This window comes from Nocardiopsis sp. NPDC055879, from assembly GCF_053615935.1.
Genome location: NZ_JBSHCT010000007.1, coordinates 241224 through 258531, shown reverse-complemented (window position 1 = coordinate 258531; position 17308 = coordinate 241224). Strand labels below are relative to the sequence as shown.

Below are 17308 nucleotides of genomic sequence, written 5' to 3'. Positions count from 1 at the left end.
ACCTCCTGAGTTTCCGGAGGTTCTCGACATCGAGGGATCGCCCTGGGTCACCATGGGCGGCCTTCGGCCGCCCTGGGTGACGCGTTCCGATTTCGTTGGTCGGCTACCGCGACCTTGCTCGTGGCCCTCGGGGTGAGGCCCCTCTACCATGGAGGGGAAAGTCGATCCCGATCACTTCCCTCGGAGGGCGTCCGTGTTTTCCTCTGGCCAGGACCCGTACGACCCGAGGCAGGGCGGGGTCCCGCCGCAGCACGGGATGCCGGACTTCAACGCCCACTTCGCGGCGCTGAGTCCCGACGCCCCCATGCCGAGGAAGGTGACCACCACCCGAACTTTGATGTTCATCGGTGGTGTGTCCGGCCTGCTGCTGGCCCTGCTCTTCCTCATGGGTCTGGGAGCGCCGGAGGAGGCGATGAACGAGGCCCTCGACCAGCAGTCCGCGTACTTCGCGGCCGAGGGCGTCGAGATGAACATCGACGCGGCCATGATGCGTTCGATGATGGTCGTGATGGCGCTGATCACCGGACTCTACGGCGCGCTCTCGGTGCTGTTGGGCGCGCGTATGCGCCGCCGCACCGTCGGGGTCTACTGGGGCACCGTGCTCTTCCAGGGGCTGGCCGGGCTCACCCTGGGCTGGGGCCTGTTCCACGGGGAGTTCCTCATGCTGGTTCCGCTGGGCTTCACCGTCTGGATGCTGAGCAACATGCTCTCCAAGGAGGGGCGCGCCTACTTCGGTCTGCTCTGAGGTCGGCCACCGCACGGAGGCTCGTGCGGCCTGGTGGTAGGAATACGTTGACTACCAGGCCGTGAGGATCCCCCACCTTGAAGCTCGTGCTATCCGATCACTCCACCATCGAAGTGACCCCCGCGATGGTCCGTTCGCTACGTGAGGCCACGCTCGTCCCGGGCACCGCGGACTCCTGGCTCCCCGGACCGGCCGCCCCCAGCACCGAGGCCGACCTCATCCGATGGGGTCTCCTCGTCAACGACTCCCGGGGCACGCCCGTCCTCACCGCGCGCGCCATGGACGTTCGGGAGCGGGTGGTGGACGGGTCGCCCGGAACGGAGGGTTCCGGTGGGGGCCGGGCCTCGATCGACCCCGAACTGGGCGTGGAGGGTGTGCGCCGTCTGGCATCGGCCCTGAACGGTGTGCCTCCCGATGGTGACGCGGGCTCCGATCCCTCGAACCAGAGCCCCTACCGCCCGCTGCTGCTGGTGCTGTACGCGCTGGGCTGGTGCGTGCTCCTGCGGATCGCGCTGCCCGGCATGTCCACCCTGCTCTCCGTCCTGGTCTGTGTCTTCGCGGTCCTCTCCGTGGGCGGCTCCGCCCTGTACACGCAACGACGGAACCAGGAGACGTCGGCGGAGGATCCGCGACGGATCGTCGCCGCGGCCCAAGGCGGTTACGTGGTCCCCGGGATGCTCGACGAACCGGCGGTCGCGCTCTTGGCGCGTGCCCAACGGGCGGTGGACACCGTGCTCGGTTCCCGCCTGAGCGACGAGGTGTTGCGCGACCCGATCCGGGACCGGGTGGTGCTCGGTGAGACCGAGTGGGCCCTGGCCACCGCCCTGCGCCGCCAGTCCGAGCTGCGAGGACGCATGGACGTGGCCCCCACAGCCGGTGGACGAGGACAGGAGGCCGCCGAACGCGCCGCGGACGCGCTCACCCGGGACGTCGCCCGGGTCGAGGAGCGGATCCGGCTGCTGGAACGCTACGCCGACCTGATCCGCGCGGCCGAGGCCGAGGAACGCGACCTTCGCGCGGCCAGGGAACTGGACGGCATCGCGGTGGAGGCGGTCGGCGCGCAGGCGGGCGATCCCGAACTCGAAGCCCTGGTGCGTGCCCAGGAGATGGCCATGCGCGTGGCCGAGCTCCCCGACCTCGACCGCGACTGAATCCGGGGGCCCACGGACTTCGGAGTGGCATCGGCCATCCACAGATCCCGGAACGGCGCTCCCGGCTGTCATCGGCTTCTGGCAGGCTCTAAGAGGATGCGACGGCGAGAGGGAAGGCGCGTATGACACCGGAACAATTCATCGACGCGGCCCTGTGGTTCCCGGAGACCGACGAGAGTGAACCCTTCGGCCCCGGCCCCCTCGTCTACAAGATCTCCGGGCAGAAGATGTTCGCTCTGCTCAACCCATCGGAGCCGGCGGTGGTCAACCTCAAGTGCGATCCGGAACTCGCCCTGGAGTTGCGTGCCGAGTTCTCGGCGGTCACCCCCGGTTGGCACATGAGCAAGCGACACTGGAACTCGGTGCGGCTGGACGGCGGTGTTCCCGACGACGAGTTCCTGGAGATGCTCGAACACTCCTACCGGCTGGTCGCCCGCGGTCTGCGCCGGCCCGACCGTGATCGGGTGCTCGCCGTCCTGGGCGATGAGTCGCCGACCATCGACACCCGCAACTGAGGAAGGAGGAGCGCCCGGTGTCCGAACCATCCCGGTCCACCTCCGGCGGACAGGCGGTGGTCCAGGGGGTCCTGGAACGCGTCACCTACGCCAACGAGGAGAACGGCTACACCGTCGCCAAGATCGACACCGGTCGGGGCGGTAACGATCTGCTCACCGTGGTCGGTTCCCTGCTCGGGGTCCAGCCGGGTGAGGCGCTGCGGCTGCGCGGCCGTTGGGGTTCCCATCCCCAGTACGGCCGCCAGTTCCACGTCGACGACTACACCACCGTGCTGCCCGCCACCGTTCAGGGCATCCGCCGCTACCTGGGTTCGGGGTTGATCAAGGGCATCGGCCCGAAGATGGCCGAACGCATCGTCGAGCACTTCGGTACCGACGCCCTCGACGTCATCGAGGAGGAACCGAAACGGCTCATCGAGGTGCCGGGCCTGGGCCCCAAGCGCACCAGGCTCATCGCCGACGCTTGGGAGGAACAGAAGGCCATCAAGGAGGTCATGGTCTTCCTGCAGGGCGTGAACGTCACCACCTCGCTCGCGGTGCGCATCTACAAGAAGTACGGGGACGCCTCCATCGAGGTGGTGCAGAAGGAGCCCTACCGATTGGCCTCCGACGTGTGGGGGATCGGCTTCAAGACCGCCGACACCATCGCCCAGGCCGTGGGCATCCCGCACGACAGCCCGGAACGGGTCATGGCCGGCATCCAGTTCACCCTGTCGGAATCGAGCAACGACGGGCACTGCTTCCTGCCGGAGGAACGACTCATCTCCGCCGCGGTGAAGATCCTCCAGGTGGAGACCGGACTGGTCATCGAGTGCGTGGCCCGGTTGGTGGCCGATGAGGGGGTGGCCCGCGAGACCGTGCCCGGCCCCGAGGGCGAACCCGTCCGCGCCGTCTACCTGCTGCCCTTCCACCGCGCCGAGATGGGTCTGGCCGCCGGGCTGCGCACGCTGTTGGCGGGCCCCGAGGAGCGCATGCCGGCCTTCACCGACGTGGACTGGCCGGTGGCGTTGGACTGGCTCGATCGGCGTACCGGCGCCTCCCTCGCGGAGGCCCAGCGCGAAGCGGTCAAGGAGGCGCTTTCGCGGAAGGTGTGCGTGCTCACCGGTGGCCCCGGCTGCGGCAAGTCCTTCACCGTCTCCTCCATCGTCACCATGGCGATGGCCAAGAACGCCAAGATCATCCTGGCCGCACCCACCGGGCGCGCGGCCAAGCGCCTCACCGAACTCACCGGACACGAGGCCGCCACCGTGCACCGTCTGTTGGAATTGCGCCCCGGTGGAGAGGCGGCGCACGACCGCGACAACCCCCTCGACTGCGACATGCTCGTGGTGGACGAGGCCTCGATGCTGGACCTCATCCTGGCGAACAAGCTGGTCAAAGCGGTCCCGCCCGGGGCACACCTGTTGTTCGTCGGCGACGTCGATCAGCTGCCCTCGGTCGGTGCCGGCCAGGTCCTGCGGGACCTGTTGGATGAGGGGTCGCCGATCCCCAACGTGCGCCTGACCCACGTGTTCCGCCAGGCACAGCAGTCCGGCGTGGTCACCAACGCGCACCGCGTCAACCAGGGCGAACCACCGCACTTCCAGGGGATGGACGACTTCTTCCTCTTCCCCTGTGAGGACGCCGACTCCGCCGCCGAGATGACCGTCGACGTGGTGGCGCGCCGCATCCCGCGCCGGTTCGGGCTCGACCCGCTCCGCGACGTGCAGGTCCTGGCCCCCATGAAGGGCGGACCGGCCGGCGCCACCAACCTCAACACCGCCCTGCAACAGGCGCTGACCCCCTCCGGGGACCGTGTGCCGGAACGTCGCTTCGGCGGCCGGATCTTCCGGGTCGGCGACAAGGTCACCCAGATCCGCAACAACTATGAGAAGGGGCGCAACGGCGTCTTCAACGGAACCCTCGGAGTGGTCGCCGGCCTGGACTCCGTCGCCCAGGAGATGACGGTGCGCACCGACGAGGACGAGGAGATCACCTACGACTTCGCCGAACTCGATGAGCTCGCGCACGCCTACGCCATCACCGTGCACCGCTCCCAGGGCAGCGAGTACCCGGCGGTGGTCGTCCCCGTCACCACCAGCGCGTGGATGATGTTGCAGCGCAACCTGCTCTACACCGGCATCACCCGCGCCAAGAGGCTGGTGGTGCTGGTGGGCTCCCGCCGGGCCCTGGCCCAAGCGGTCCGCAACGCCTCCTCCGGCCGTCGGCACACCGGGCTGGCCCATCGACTGCGTAGCGGTAACGGCACCGAATCGGTGTTCTGAACAACCCATTCCGTGTCGAAAGTCCGGTTCGGGACGTGAAAAGGACCAGAACATTCGCCGAAATCGCCCCACGGGGTGCTTCGGCTGCATAGGCTCTCGCACGGCCGACCCCGTCGAAGGGAACCCGTTCCCGTAGGTGGGCCGCCGGACCATCGCCCAGGCGGACGCTCTGTTCACTCCCCCCGGAGAGCGTCGCCGAACCGGGTGCCGGCCCTTGGGTGGGCCGGCACCCGGCCCGACGGCCGGTGGCGCCCGCGATGGACGGTCTCCGGTCGCATCACCGTCCCCTAGGCTGGGTCGATGTGCGAGACGAACTGATCGTGGTGGGCGCCGCCGTCATCCGTGACGGACGGGTCCTGGCGGCCCAGCGGGCCGCACCCGCCGCCACCCGTGGCCGTTGGGAGTTCCCCGGTGGCAAGACCGAACCGGGGGAGGACCCCGCCGAGGCGGTCGTTCGCGAGTGCCGGGAGGAACTCGACGTCACGATCCGGGCCGGCGACCGGATCGGCCCCGACGTCCCCCTCCAAGCGATCTCCGAACGCCTGGGCCGTCCCACGACACTGCGGCTGTTCAGGGCCGAACTCCTGGTGGGCGAACCCCGTCCCCTGGAGCACCTCGCACTGAAATGGGTCGATCCGTCGCGGCTACACGAACTCGACTGGTTGCCCGCCGACCGCCCCTTCCTGGATCCCCTCGGGAGGATCCTGGAAGCGGACTCACAACCCGCCTGACCTCCGTGCACGGCGCATGCGAATCGTCCCCGACAAGGCCCGGAACGTCGCCCGAAAGGGACTTTTCGACCCCCTTGAAGGGGCCTTCCCCGGTGACGAAGGTAACCGGTGCGACCTGTACGTTTCCCGCTCAGCCCACTATGACCGCATAAACTGGCGACGGGCCGTGGCACCCTGCGGTCTCTACCCAGTACAGGAAAAAGAGTCTCAAGCATGTCCAGTGCCACGCCCTTGGAGGGCTCCGCCCGCCGTACCGACCTGCGCAACGTGGCCATCGTGGCCCACGTCGACCACGGGAAGACGACCCTCGTCGACTCGATGCTCTGGCAAGCGGGAGTCTTCCGTGAGAACCAGGACGTCGACGCGCGGGTCATGGACTCCGACGACCTGGAGCGCGAGAAGGGCATCACCATTCTCGCGAAGAACACCGCGGTGCACTACACCACGCCCGAGGGCGAGGACGTGGTCATCAACATCATCGACACCCCCGGTCACGCCGACTTCGGCGGCGAGGTCGAGCGTGGTCTGTCGATGGTCGACGGTGTCGTCCTGCTCGTCGACGCCAGCGAGGGCCCCCTCCCGCAGACCCGCTTCGTGCTCCGCAAGGCCCTCCAGGCCAAGCTCCCCGTCATCCTCGTGATCAACAAGGTGGACCGGCCCGACAGCCGGATCGCCGAGGTCGTGGACGACACCTACGAGCTGTTCATGGACCTGGACGCCGACGAGTCGCAGATCGAGTTCCCGATCGTCTACACCTGCGCGCGTGATGGCAAGGCCTCCCTGGAGCGCCCGGCCAACGGCGGGATGCCCGACAACGACAGCATGGTGCCGCTGTTCAGCACCATCCTGGAGACCATCCCGGCCCCCGAGTACGTCCCGGGCGCACCGCTGCAGGCCCACGTCACCAACCTCGACGCCTCCCCGTTCCTGGGCCGTCTCGCCCTGGTCCGTGTCCAGCAGGGAGAACTCCGCAAGGGCCAGCAGGTCGCGTGGATCCGCACCGACGGCAGCGTCAAGCAGGTGAAGATCACCGAGCTGCTCATGACCGAGGGGCTGGAGCGCAAGCCCGCGGAGATGGCGGGCCCCGGTGACATCGCCGCCATCGCCGGTATCGACGAGATCATGATCGGTGAGACCCTCGCCGACCCGGAGAACCCGGTCGCGCTGCCGCTGATCCAGGTGGACGAGCCCGCCATCTCCATGACCATCGGCACCAACACCTCGCCGCTGGTCGGCAGGGTCAAGGGCGCCAAGGTCACCGCCCGCCTGGTCAAGGACCGTCTGGACAAGGAGCTCGTCGGCAACGTCTCCCTTCGGGTCCTGCCCACCGAGCGTCCCGACGCCTGGGAGGTGCAGGGTCGTGGTGAGCTCGCGCTGGCCATCCTGGTCGAGCAGATGCGTCGTGAGGGCTACGAGCTCACCGTCGGCAAGCCGCAGGTGGTCACCAAGAGCATCGACGGCAAGCTGCACGAGCCCGTCGAGCGTCTGACCGTGGACGCGCCCGAGGACTACATGGGCGCGATCACCCAGCTGCTCAGCGTCCGTAAGGGCCGTATGGAGAACATGGTCAACCACGGCACCGGCTGGGTGCGCATGGACTGGCTGGTGCCCTCCCGCGGCCTCATCGGCTTCCGCACCGAGTTCCTCACCGAGACCCGCGGCACCGGTATCGCCCACCACGTGTTCGACAAGTTCGAGCCGTGGTTCGGCGACCTGCGCACCCGCCCCAACGGTTCCCTGGTCGCCGACCGGGCCGGCGCGGCCGTCGCCTTCGCGATGTTCAACCTGCAGGAGCGCGGTGTCCTGTTCGTCGAGCCGACCACCGAGGTGTACGAGGGCATGATCGTCGGCGAGAACTCACGCGCCGACGACATGGACGTCAACATCACCAAGGAGAAGAAGCTCACCAACATGCGCTCGGCCACCGGTGACGAGCTGGTCAAGCTGGTGCCGCCGCGCAAGCTCTCCCTGGAGCAGGCGCTGGAGTTCTGCCGCGAGGACGAGTGCGTCGAGGTGACCCCCGAGCACGTGCGCATCCGCAAGGTGATCCTGGACCAGAAGGAGCGCGGTCGCATCACCGCCAACAAGAAGCGTCGCGACGGCTGAGGACCCCGGTCCCGGACATGGTTCCGTGACCTGGAGGCTTTATCGGGCGGGCGGGGCTCCTGTGCCCCGCCCGCCTCGCGTTTTCCACGAGTCCCACCCGGGTAGATGACCAGGACATGAAACCCGAGCCCTCGTGTCCACGATGCGGGCGCGGTGTGCAACCCCCGGGGTTGTGGACCAGCGCCTGGCAATGTGACGCCCACGGTCCGGTGGCGCCGCTCCAAGCGGTACGCCCCCCGGGCCCCGCCACGCTTGAGGCCGTCCTCCCGCAGGCCCAGGTTCCCGTGTGGATCCCATGGCCGTTGCCCGGAGGCTGGGTGGTCACCGGTTTCGCCGACGTCGGCGACGAACGCACCGGTGCGCTCGCCACCGCCGTGGCCATGTCCGGACCGAACCCGCTCGGCGGGATCGGCGAACTCGTCGTCGTCGCGGAGGATCCGGGTATCGGCCTGGGCGCCCGCCTGGCCGGGCTGGAGGGCGCCGACCCGGGCGTCGGCTTCGACAAGGGTCCGCCCGACGCCAAGGTGCGTTACGACGGCCACGAGATGGCGCTGTGGAACCTGGACGTGGGGCGCGATCGCGCGGCCTACGCCGGTGAGGCGCTCGCCCACTGGCTGTGGGTGGTGTTCGCCTCCGCCGACACCGGGATGCTCATGGGGGAGATCAGCGCCCTGCGCGACCTCCGGGACCTGTGGGACGGTGGCATCGCCTTCGAACCCCCGTTCGGGGCGCCGAGCCCGTTCCTGGAGCACATGCTCGCCCACCGGGACGCGTCGGCCTGACCGGGAAGGCACATCGACCCGGCCCGAGCGCGCGACCGGCGCGGTGACCGCGCGATTTACGTACAATCGCCCGGTGACACGTATCGACCTGCATTCACACAGCTCGGTGTCCGACGGCACCGATACCCCCGCCGAGGTCATCGCGTACGCGGTCGACGCCGGCCTGGACGTCCTCGCCCTGACCGACCACGACACGGTCGGTGGCCTTGAGGAGGCCGCACGGCATCTGCCCCCCGGGTTCACCCTGGTCCCCGGGATGGAACTGTCCTGCGCCTACCAGGGGTCCAGCGTCCACTTGGTCTGCTACCTCTTCGACCCGCGATCCCCGGGGCTGGCGGAGGAACTCCGCCGGGTACGCCACGACCGGGCCACCCGGGCCGAGGAGATGGTGGAGAAACTTCAGCGGAACGGCGTGGACGTGACCTGGGAGCGGGTGTTGGAGATCGCCGGCGCCGGGCACCCCGAACACGCCGACGCCAACACGATCGGCCGCCCGCACCTGGCCCGCGCGGTGGTGGAGGCGGGCGCGGCCAAGAACGTGCAGGACGCCTTCGATCGGTGGATCGGCTCCGGCGGTCCCGCCTACGTCTCCCGGTACGCGATCGATCCGGTCCGCGCGGTGCGACTGGTCCGTGAGGCGGGCGGGGTGTGTTCCCTGGCCCACCCGGCCCGGGCGGAGGGCGCCATGAACGGGTCGGTCCCGGTCGAGTTGGCCGAACGCATGGTGGCCGTCGGACTCGGTGCAGTCGAGGCCGATCACCCCGCGCACAACCGACCGCAGACCAAGGAGTGGCGGGGGATCGCCGCGGATCTGGGCATCGTGGTGACCGGGTCCAGCGACGACCACGGCGCTCTGACCGGACATCGGCTCGGCGCCAGGACCACGGCGCCGGAGGCGTTCGAGGAGCTCATCGCGCCGGCGACCGGGGCGCGGCTCCTGAAGGGCTGAGGAACCACCGGGCGGAACGGTCACCGCGCGCGTCGAGTTCGGTACGGTACGGACCACTGCGTGAGAGCGCGACAATGGTCACAGCGTTGAATCAGCACATATCTGGACGAAGGGTCTGACACCGTGTTCTGGAAGCGGAAGTCGAAGAAGCAGGAAGGCCAGGAGGCCACCGATTCCGCTGCGGAGGTCGCGGAGGACACCAAGGAGGAGACCGACGACGCGGTCGAGTCCGAGGGCAAGGGCGCGGAGAGCGAGACCGCGGCCGAGGAGTCCGCCTCCGAGAAGACGGAGGAGACCGAGGCGGCCGAGGAGGAGGGTGCGGAGGAGACCGAGTCCGACACCGAGTCCGACGTGGACGATGCGGAGAAGGACGACTCCGAGACGGATGAGTCCGATTCTGCCAAGGACTCCGACAAGGACTCCGACACGGCCGACGAGGCCGAGGAGAGCGACGTCTTCGCGGGCCCGGATGACGAGGAACAGCAGGTCGGGGTCACCGGCCCCGACGGTGAGGGCATCACCCGCGTGCGCACGGCCGGCGTCTTCGAGTTCGGCGACGAGAAGTTCGACGTCGTCAGCAACACCTGGATCGTCGAGGCCGACAAGGACGGCGTCATCGTCATCGACCCCGCCCACGACGCGGAGGCGATCCTGAAGGCCATCGGTGACCGCGAGGTCTACCTCGTGGCCTGCACCAACGGCTACAGCCCGCACATCGGCGCGGCCCTGGCCATCGCCGAGGAGACCGAGGCGGACATCGCCCTGCACCCCCGCGAGATGCGTGCCTGGCGCCGCGTCCACGGCGCGGAGCACCGCCCGGAGATCGAGGTGGAGGGCGGCGGCGCCCTGGACGTCGCGGACCTGCACATCGACGTCCTGCCCCTGCCCGGGACCTCACCCGGTTCCATCGGCTTCTACATCAGCGGGCTCGGCGTCGTGTTCGGTGGTGACACGCTTCGTGAGGGCGGTCCCGGCATGGTCGGCGACACCCACCTGGACTACACCACACAGCTCGCCACCATCGGTGAGAACCTGCTGACGCTGCCGCCGGAAACCCGGATCCTCCCGGACCGCGGTCCCGCCACCACCGTGGAGCGGGAGAACAAGAACTTCGACTCCTGGGTCTGATCCCGACCGTCGAAACGACACGTGCCGTCGCCCGCTCGGGCGACGGCACGTCGTGTTCGTGGGCCCGGTCCCCGACAGGAGGGGCACCCGGGCGGACGGGGGTCAGCGTCGGCCGACCGACTCGGTCTCGTTCCAGAAGGCGGTCAGCGCGCTCGCCGTGGTCTCTGGGGCCTCCACGTTGGGGGAGTGGCCCGCACCAGGGACCACGATGCGTCGGGCGTGGAGTCGTTCGGCCATGTCGTTCTGCTCGGAGGTGGGCCAGGCGTCGTCGTTCTCGCCGTAGACGACGAGTTTGGGCACGTCCACCTCGGCGAGCTCGGCCACGCGGTCGGGGGCGCTCAACAGGTCCTCGGCCATGCGTATGAGCCCCAGGGCGCTGCTGTACAGCAGGCGATCACGGAGGAAGTCGACCACTTCGGGCTTGGGGGAACGCGCACGTGCCTCGGCCTCGAACACCTCGTCCCACAGTTCGCGCAGGCGAGCGCTGGTGGGGTCCATCGACACCGCGGCGATGAGGTTGCGGGCTCGGACGGCGGCGGCGCCGCTCAGGGCGCCGGGACCGGAGCACAACAGGGTGAGGGAGGCCAAGGGGGAACCCTCGAACAAAGCCGTCTCACGGGACACCAGGCCGCCGAAGGAGTGCCCCACCAGATGTACGGGGCCGCCATCGCCGACCTGGTCCATGACCTCGGCGACCACCTCTCCCAGAGAGGAGAGACGGTAGTCGGGAAGCCTCACCCCGGGCGGAGGGGTGAGGGTCTCGGGGCCCGGCGACCGGTAGGTGCCGGGCAGATCGATCGCGACCACCTCCCGCCCGGCCTGCGCCAGGCTTTGGAGGAGGGCGATGAAATCCTCCTTGCTGCCGGTGAAACCGTGCACCAGGACAGCGGGGGCCAGTTCTGTGCCGCCGGAGGTGGGCAGAGCCCGGAGCGCGGACAGCGGACCATACGTCAGTCGTAGGTCCGTGCGCCGCACACCCGGCGGCAGATCAAGGAACTCAGGTGTACTCACGTCGGGTCACCCTAGACGATGCCGACGGCGTCACGGGCGGCCCCGACACACATCAGGTGTTCTCGGGGTCCCGAGCGGCGGCTCCACCGCGGGTACGGCGACGGCGACGGATCCGACGGGCACCGTCTCCCTCACCGGAACGCTCGGAGGCGCCGGAGGGGCGTTCGGCGGCCGCCGAGACGGTCGGCTTCTGCTCCGGAGCCGCACCGGCGACGGTCTCCCCGTTGCGGGTGCGCTTGCGGCCGCGGTTGCGTCCGCCACGGCGTCCGCCCTGCTCACCGCCACCGGTCTCGGTACGACCGGCGTCGCTACGACCACGGCCACGGCCACGAGCCTGGCGACCACCGCGGTCGCCACCGCGCGGCTGACCGGTGTCGCCGATGTCCTCGACCTCTTCGGCCTCCAGCCCGGCGTGTTCACCGCGCTTGTCGACGGCCAGCTTGCCCTTGGTCCCCTTGGGGATCCTCATGGCCTCGAAGAAGTGGGCGGAGGTGGAGTAGGTCTCCTCCGGCTCGTGGAAGTCCAGGTCGAGCGCGCCGTTGATGAGCTTCCAACGCGGCATCTCCTGCCAGTCCACGAACGTGACGGCGGTACCCGTGCGCCCGGCGCGGCCGGTGCGGCCGATGCGGTGCGTGTAGGTCTTCTCGTCGTCGGGCGTCTCGTAGTTGACCACGTGGGTCACGTCGTCGACGTCCAGACCACGGGCGGCCACGTCGGTGGCGACCAGGATGTTGATCTTGCCGTTGCGGAAGGCGCGCAGGGCGCGTTCGCGCTGACTCTGACCGAGGTCACCGTGGACGGCCGCGGCCGCGAAACCGCGCGACTTGAGGTCGCTCGCGACCCGGTCACAGGCCCTCTTGGTCTGGCAGAAGACCATGCTCTGCCCGTGGTCCTCGGCCTGCAGAAGACGCGCGAGCATCTCCGGCTTGTCCATCTGGTGGGTGCGGAACGCGTGCTGGGCGATCCGCTTGGTGATGGCGGAACCGTCGATCTCGTTGTCGTCCCCGGCACGCACGTGCGTGGGCTGCCGCAGGTAGTTGCGGGAGAGGGTGACGATCTCGCTCGGCATGGTGGCCGAGAAGAGCATGATCTGACGCTCGTCCGGGATCTTGGTGAGGATGCGCTCGATGTCGGGGAGGAAGCCCAGGTCGAGCATCTTGTCGGCCTCGTCCAGGACCACCGCGGCGACGGCGTCCAGCCGCAGGTGCTTCTGGTTCTCCAGGTCCAGCAGTCGACCGGGGGTGCCGACGACCACGTCGACGCCCTCCTTGAGGCCGTTGATCTGCGGCTCGTAGGAACGGCCACCGTAGACGGTGAGGATGCGGCCGCCACTGCGCTTGCTCGCGGTGGTCAGGTCCGCGGCGACCTGGATGGCCAGCTCGCGGGTGGGGACCACCACCAGGGCGCGTGGCCGCTTGCTGGTGCCCGGGTTCTCTTGGGCCCTCTGCAGAAGGGGAAGGCCGAAGGCGAGCGTCTTGCCGGTACCGGTACGCGCCTGCCCGATGATGTCGCTGCTGTTCAGCGCGATGGGCAGGGCCAGTTCCTGGATCGGAAAGGGTTCGACGATGCCCTCGGCTTCGAGGGCGTCGGCGAGCTCGGTGCTCACACCGAGATCGCGGAATGTCGTCGCGGGTGTAGTGGGTGTCGTTGTCTCGTCTGTACTGCTCAGGGCTCTGGCCTCCATCTAGGCGGGCCGCAGCGTCGTTCGTGGCCGCGGCGGGGTACGGTCGCGGACGGCTTTCTACCGCCGCGGAGGGCGCGGCTCATCGGGTTCCCGCATCTCTGGGGGAGCCGCGGTGGCGCTGCCGACTGGACCCGCGCGGCCCGGGACGTGCCCCGGCCGCGATATCCATCCGCTGGTTTGTCGTGTGCGGTGCGTCGCTGGGCGCTTGGCCATCGCTCCCTCACGCCGCACTGGTCGTGAGGACACGTCGTGTGTGTCCGGCGCCCGCGCTCGGGGCGCTCGCCTCCGCGGCGCCGGAGAGGTACCCGCGGGAAGGCCCGCGGTCGGGGGCGCGGCAGGCGGCGCGAAGATCACGCGCGCTGGTCATCACACAGAGTCTAGCTGTTGGCTCGCCCGGTGGACATAGCAGTTCACCGTGGCCGTGGACGGCCGAGACCGTACCCGCTCCTGGCGAGTGCAACCGTGTTCCGGCGGCGTTTAGTCCCCGGTCGGCACCCCGAGCGTGTGCCGATACCCTGACGACCATGACCAAAGGCCCTTCCGCCGACCCCGGCGTGATCGATCTCCTCGGACTTCTCGCCTACGCCGAGCTCGGCTCCTTCTTTCGTCTCGCGGCCGACGCGGGCCTGGCCCCGTCGCTGCGGACCAAGGGGGACCTCGCCGGTCTGGCCGCCGATGAACAGCGGCACTACCGGTTGCTGCGGGACCGTCTGGAGGAGCTCGGGGTCGACCCCGAGGAGGCCATGGCCCCGTTCGTGAAGCCGCTGGACGCCTGGCACGAGCGAACCGAACCGCAGAGCTGGTTGGAGAGCCTGGTCAAGGCGTACGTCGGCGACGGGATCGCCGGCGACTTCTATCTCAAGGTCGCCGAGCTCGCCGACCCCGCGACGCGGGAGCTGGTCGAGGACGTGCTCGCCGAGACCGGTCGGGCCGAGTTCATCGCCGAGCAGGTCCGCGCGGCGCTGGAGCTGGACCCCAAGTTGGCCGGTCGGTTGTCCCTGTGGGCCCGCAGGCTCGTGGGGGAGGCACTGAGCCAGGCGCAGACCGTGGCGGTGGAGCGGCCCGATCTCGCCGCCCTGGTGACCCGCGACGTCGAGGTCGCGGAGGACGGTTCCGGGCTGAGCGACCTCGCCGCGGTGAGTCGGATGTTCGCCACGCTCACCGAAGGGCACGCCAAGCGTTTGTCCGCGATGGGGCTGGGCCGGTAATCCCTCGCAGAACCGGCATCCGTCGACCGACCGCGTCGATGGATGCCGGTTTTGTCGTTCAATCGGGGGCTTGACCCTGCCTTGGTGGTACTTGGGCCCACTTGGTCAAGTGCGGGTAATTTCCAACACATTCATTACGATCCATTGGCGGGAAGCACATATAGTCGAGGAGGTTTCCCGTCTCCTGACCACCGCGAGTAGGTACTTCCATGCCCCGTGGGACCTCCGTGCGCCACCCGCTGGCCGGACTCACCCTTGACTTTCACCGCCTCGGCCCGCTCCAGGGCCCACTCGAACCCTGGATGTGCGCTGAGCTGGATCAGCATGCCGCACAGGTGTGCGAAGGCATTGTCTCCGGAGGTGCCGAACTCAACGCCGGCACACTCGGAACGTACCTGCACGGCTTCCTCGATGGTTGCCTCGAACGCGGCTGGGACTCCGACGACGCCGGCTATGACTGGGAGACTCTCCGAATTCTCGCGATCTGCCGCTTGGCCAAGGAGCGTGGTTTCGTCCGCTAGGTTGGTCCTATCGCAGGCGGTGTGATCTTCGACGCGGGCTTCTCGCGGCAGGCACCCTTGCCGGTTCCCCGGCGAAATGCCGAGACCGGGCGTAGGCTGAAATGTGACGGTGGCCCCAAGAGACCGTTCATGGACGGCGCGTCCAACAGGAACCAGAGCCCTGCGGAACGCAACGTGGGATCTGTGGTGTCAAGGGCCCGGTCGCGGGCCCGAACACCGTAACTGGCGGAGCGGCCTGAGCGGTCGCGAGAAAGGAATGCGAATGAGGAGCGGTCGACATGGGGCGGCGCGCCCACCCGTCGGCGTCCTGATCCAGCAGGATCGCGTCGACTTCGCGCTTTTCGTACTGATCTTCGTCGTCTCGCTCGTGTCGATGGTATTCACGGGGCCGGGGAGCATCGTCTTCTGGCTGGCTTTCCTCCCGATGATCGCCACCGTCGTTCTGGGTTTTCGACGCATCGAGCACCTCTCCCGGATGGAGCTGGACGACTCCGAATTCATGTGAGTCGAGCCGTCGAATGATCTGGACGGCGACGATCACCCCGGCGGGGAGCAGCACCGCGACACACGACGAGGGCGAGGCCACCCGGCCCCGCCCTCTTTCATGTCCTCCCGAGCCCTCCTCGGGCCCACGTCCGACGGATCGTGCGCGGCCTCGCGGTTACGGGGTGGACTCGCCGCTCTTGCCGCGCTGCCCGGACAGGCTCGTGGTCTCCTCCTTGGTCTCGGTCGCCGTGGTGGAACCGGGACGGCTCATCGCCGCGTCCCTGCCGGCCTTGTAGCTGCTCTCCTCGTTCAGCCTGCCGGTCTCGCGCTCGGCGACGTCCAGCCAGCGCGCCCAGCGCGCCTGCATCGGCTGGATGAGGCCACCACCGACACCGACGATGAGGATGCCGCCGACGGTCGCCAGCACCGCGATCAGTACCGGCATGGTGACGGCCACGGCCACGCCCATCTGGTTCAGCGCGGCGATCACACCGAGGGCCAGGATGGCCACGGCGGCGATGTTGGCGAGTACGCGGCCGTAGGACAGGCCGCTCAGGGCGTTACTGATGACATCCTTGACGGCCTTGGCGATCATGCCGGCCACCACGACGATGACCAGCGCGACGATGCCGTGCGGAATCCACGCGATCACATCGTTGAGGAGCGTGCTGACCGGGTTCGAACCGAAGACGTTGAACGCGAGCGTCAGCACGAACAGCAGTCCGACGTAGTAGATGATCTTTCCGCACAGCTCGCTTCCGGTCCAACGGCTGCGCTCGAAGTACTGACCCACACCGCCACGGTGCAAGGCCCGGTCCAGCCCGACGCTGTGGAGGCCCTTGGCGACCCCCCTGCCCACGAACCAGGCGATGATCCAGCCCAGAACGAGGATCACCAGGAATCCCAGCAGCAGCGGTACGAAACTCACTACGGCCGCCAAGGCGTCCATCAGACCCTGACCGATGTCCATACGTCTTCACCCCCGAATCGCTGGTACCGCTCGATCGACCGGTGGCCGGGGCCGAGCGGATACGGCGAAGAGAAGCGCGGTACTTCTCAGTTCCGCGATACCCGGCGACGGGAGATCGAATCTTTTGTCGAAGATTCCCCGTGGTGATTGCCCGGGCTTTGCAAGGAATTTGTAAAACCCTGAAGAAATCGGTTTCGTGAGACGAGACGACACCCGTTTGCGGTGCTGACCGCACACCATTCTGGCGGGATTTCGAGGTGAATCCGAAGAATGAGAGAGGGATGGAAGGGATGGTCCGCGAAGGTGCGGACGGAAAAAGCCCCCGGACACTCGAAGTGTCCGGGGGCCGACCTCGTGGTCGTGGGCCGCGGTCGGGCCGTCGCCGTCAGTCGTCCTCATCGGAACGGTTCAGGTCCCAGCCGCTGATCCCGCGCCAGGCCAACCTGGCCACCAGCTGCTCGGCGGCGTCCTTCGGTACCGAACCGTGGTTGTTCAGCCAGTACCTGGCGCTGGTCTCGGCCATGCCGACCAGGGCGATGCTCAACAGGTGCGCCTCCTCGTCGGAGATGCTCGTGTCCTGCCGGATCACCTCACCGATCAGCTCGGCGCAGCGCTGGAACGTGTGCTCGCTCTTCTCCCGTACCGCGGGGAGGTTGCGCAGGTCGGACTCGAAGACCAGTCGGAAGGCCTCGCCGTCCCCCGCGACGAAGTCGAAGTAGGCCTGGAAGCTGGCCGTGACCCGTTGCCGGTTGTCGTGGGTGCTCTCCAGCGCCTCACGCTGTTTCTCGACCAGTACCTCGGAGTGTTCCTCCAAAAGGGCCAGGTAGAGTTCCAGCTTCCCCGGGAAGTGCTGGTACAGGACGGGTTTGCTGACACCCGCGCGGTCCGCGATCTCGTCCATCGCCGCCGCGTGGTATCCACGGGCGACGAAGATCTCCTGCGCTGCGGACAGGAGTTGACGTCGGCGCCTGACCCGGGGCAAGCGGGTGCCCCGGGCGCGTGCGTCTGAAGGAGCTGTCACACCCACACCCTCCGAACTCGGCATGGCAGATGCGCG

The 17308-nt window shown here is 68.6% G+C and carries 17 protein-coding genes; 12 read left to right on the top strand and 5 right to left on the bottom strand.

Features of this window, described 5'->3' with window-relative positions; genetic code table 11:
* Nucleotides 1-193 precede the first annotated feature (193 nt).
* The 9 genes from ACWGKS_RS10760 (at nucleotide 194) to ACWGKS_RS10720 (ending at nucleotide 10371) form a co-directional block, all read left to right on the top strand.
* Nucleotides 194-745 carry a hypothetical protein gene (locus ACWGKS_RS10760; RefSeq protein WP_452455234.1) on the top strand — a complete coding sequence of 184 codons (552 nt, stop codon included), beginning with the start codon at nucleotides 194-196 and terminating at the stop codon, nucleotides 743-745.
* A 77-nt stretch (nucleotides 746-822) separates the two neighbouring features.
* Complete coding sequence (locus ACWGKS_RS10755) at nucleotides 823-1896, top strand: hypothetical protein (RefSeq protein ID WP_358513607.1); 1074 nt, start codon at nucleotides 823-825, stop codon at nucleotides 1894-1896.
* Nucleotides 1897-2018: 122 nt separating this feature from the next.
* Nucleotides 2019-2411: an MmcQ/YjbR family DNA-binding protein gene (locus tag ACWGKS_RS10750; protein WP_358513605.1), complete on the top strand. Its 393-nt coding sequence runs from the start codon at nucleotides 2019-2021 to the stop codon at nucleotides 2409-2411.
* Between the two features lie 56 nt (nucleotides 2412-2467).
* Complete coding sequence (gene recD2, locus ACWGKS_RS10745; RefSeq protein ID WP_358513637.1) at nucleotides 2468-4675, top strand: SF1B family DNA helicase RecD2; 2208 nt, start codon at nucleotides 2468-2470, stop codon at nucleotides 4673-4675.
* 302 nt (nucleotides 4676-4977) lie between these two features.
* On the top strand, nucleotides 4978-5406 hold the full coding sequence (locus ACWGKS_RS10740) for a (deoxy)nucleoside triphosphate pyrophosphohydrolase (protein WP_358513603.1): 429 nt from the start codon (nucleotides 4978-4980) through the stop codon (nucleotides 5404-5406).
* A 213-nt stretch (nucleotides 5407-5619) separates the two neighbouring features.
* Nucleotides 5620-7512, top strand: a complete 1893-nt coding sequence (gene typA, locus ACWGKS_RS10735; protein WP_358513601.1) for a translational GTPase TypA — start codon at nucleotides 5620-5622, stop codon at nucleotides 7510-7512.
* Nucleotides 7513-7628: 116 nt separating this feature from the next.
* Nucleotides 7629-8294, top strand: coding sequence for a DUF6758 family protein (locus tag ACWGKS_RS10730; protein WP_358513599.1), 666 nt, complete (start codon nucleotides 7629-7631; stop codon nucleotides 8292-8294).
* 73 nt (nucleotides 8295-8367) lie between these two features.
* Complete coding sequence (locus tag ACWGKS_RS10725; protein WP_358513597.1) at nucleotides 8368-9243, top strand: PHP domain-containing protein; 876 nt, start codon at nucleotides 8368-8370, stop codon at nucleotides 9241-9243.
* Nucleotides 9244-9366: 123 nt separating this feature from the next.
* Entirely contained in the window at nucleotides 9367-10371 is a 1005-nt protein-coding gene (locus tag ACWGKS_RS10720; protein ID WP_358513595.1) for an MBL fold metallo-hydrolase, read from the top strand.
* Nucleotides 10372-10473: 102 nt separating this feature from the next.
* Here ACWGKS_RS10720 and ACWGKS_RS10715 read toward each other — a convergent pair whose 3' ends face one another.
* The 3 genes from ACWGKS_RS10715 to ACWGKS_RS10705 all read right to left on the bottom strand — a co-directional run bounded on the left by ACWGKS_RS10715 (nucleotide 10474) and on the right by ACWGKS_RS10705 (nucleotide 13433).
* Nucleotides 10474-11382 carry an alpha/beta fold hydrolase gene (locus ACWGKS_RS10715; protein WP_358513593.1) on the bottom strand — a complete coding sequence of 303 codons (909 nt, stop codon included), beginning with the start codon at nucleotides 11380-11382 and terminating at the stop codon, nucleotides 10474-10476.
* Nucleotides 11383-11434: 52 nt separating this feature from the next.
* Nucleotides 11435-12988, bottom strand: coding sequence for a DEAD/DEAH box helicase (locus ACWGKS_RS10710; protein ID WP_358513591.1), 1554 nt, complete (start codon nucleotides 12986-12988; stop codon nucleotides 11435-11437).
* 298 nt (nucleotides 12989-13286) lie between these two features.
* A complete protein-coding gene (locus ACWGKS_RS10705) occupies nucleotides 13287-13433 on the bottom strand; it encodes a hypothetical protein (protein ID WP_358513589.1) in 147 nt (48 codons plus the stop codon).
* A 157-nt stretch (nucleotides 13434-13590) separates the two neighbouring features.
* On the opposite strand from ACWGKS_RS10705, the gene ACWGKS_RS10700 reads away from it, so the two are divergent.
* The 3 genes from ACWGKS_RS10700 to ACWGKS_RS10690 all read left to right on the top strand — a co-directional run bounded on the left by ACWGKS_RS10700 (nucleotide 13591) and on the right by ACWGKS_RS10690 (nucleotide 15300).
* On the top strand, nucleotides 13591-14274 hold the full coding sequence (locus tag ACWGKS_RS10700) for a ferritin-like fold-containing protein (protein ID WP_358513587.1): 684 nt from the start codon (nucleotides 13591-13593) through the stop codon (nucleotides 14272-14274).
* A 209-nt stretch (nucleotides 14275-14483) separates the two neighbouring features.
* Nucleotides 14484-14795, top strand: coding sequence for a DUF6401 family natural product biosynthesis protein (locus ACWGKS_RS10695; RefSeq protein ID WP_358513585.1), 312 nt, complete (start codon nucleotides 14484-14486; stop codon nucleotides 14793-14795).
* A 262-nt stretch (nucleotides 14796-15057) separates the two neighbouring features.
* Nucleotides 15058-15300 (top strand): hypothetical protein, encoded by a 243-nt coding sequence (locus tag ACWGKS_RS10690; protein WP_358513583.1) that lies wholly within the window; start codon nucleotides 15058-15060, stop codon nucleotides 15298-15300.
* Nucleotides 15301-15456: 156 nt separating this feature from the next.
* Here ACWGKS_RS10690 and ACWGKS_RS10685 read toward each other — a convergent pair whose 3' ends face one another.
* Together ACWGKS_RS10685 and ACWGKS_RS10680 are read right to left on the bottom strand one after the other, a co-directional pair.
* Nucleotides 15457-16251, bottom strand: a complete 795-nt coding sequence (locus tag ACWGKS_RS10685) for a mechanosensitive ion channel family protein (protein WP_358513581.1) — start codon at nucleotides 16249-16251, stop codon at nucleotides 15457-15459.
* 385 nt (nucleotides 16252-16636) lie between these two features.
* Nucleotides 16637-17272: a TetR/AcrR family transcriptional regulator gene (locus ACWGKS_RS10680; protein WP_358513579.1), complete on the bottom strand. Its 636-nt coding sequence runs from the start codon at nucleotides 17270-17272 to the stop codon at nucleotides 16637-16639.
* Between the last annotated feature and the right edge of the window lie 36 nt (nucleotides 17273-17308).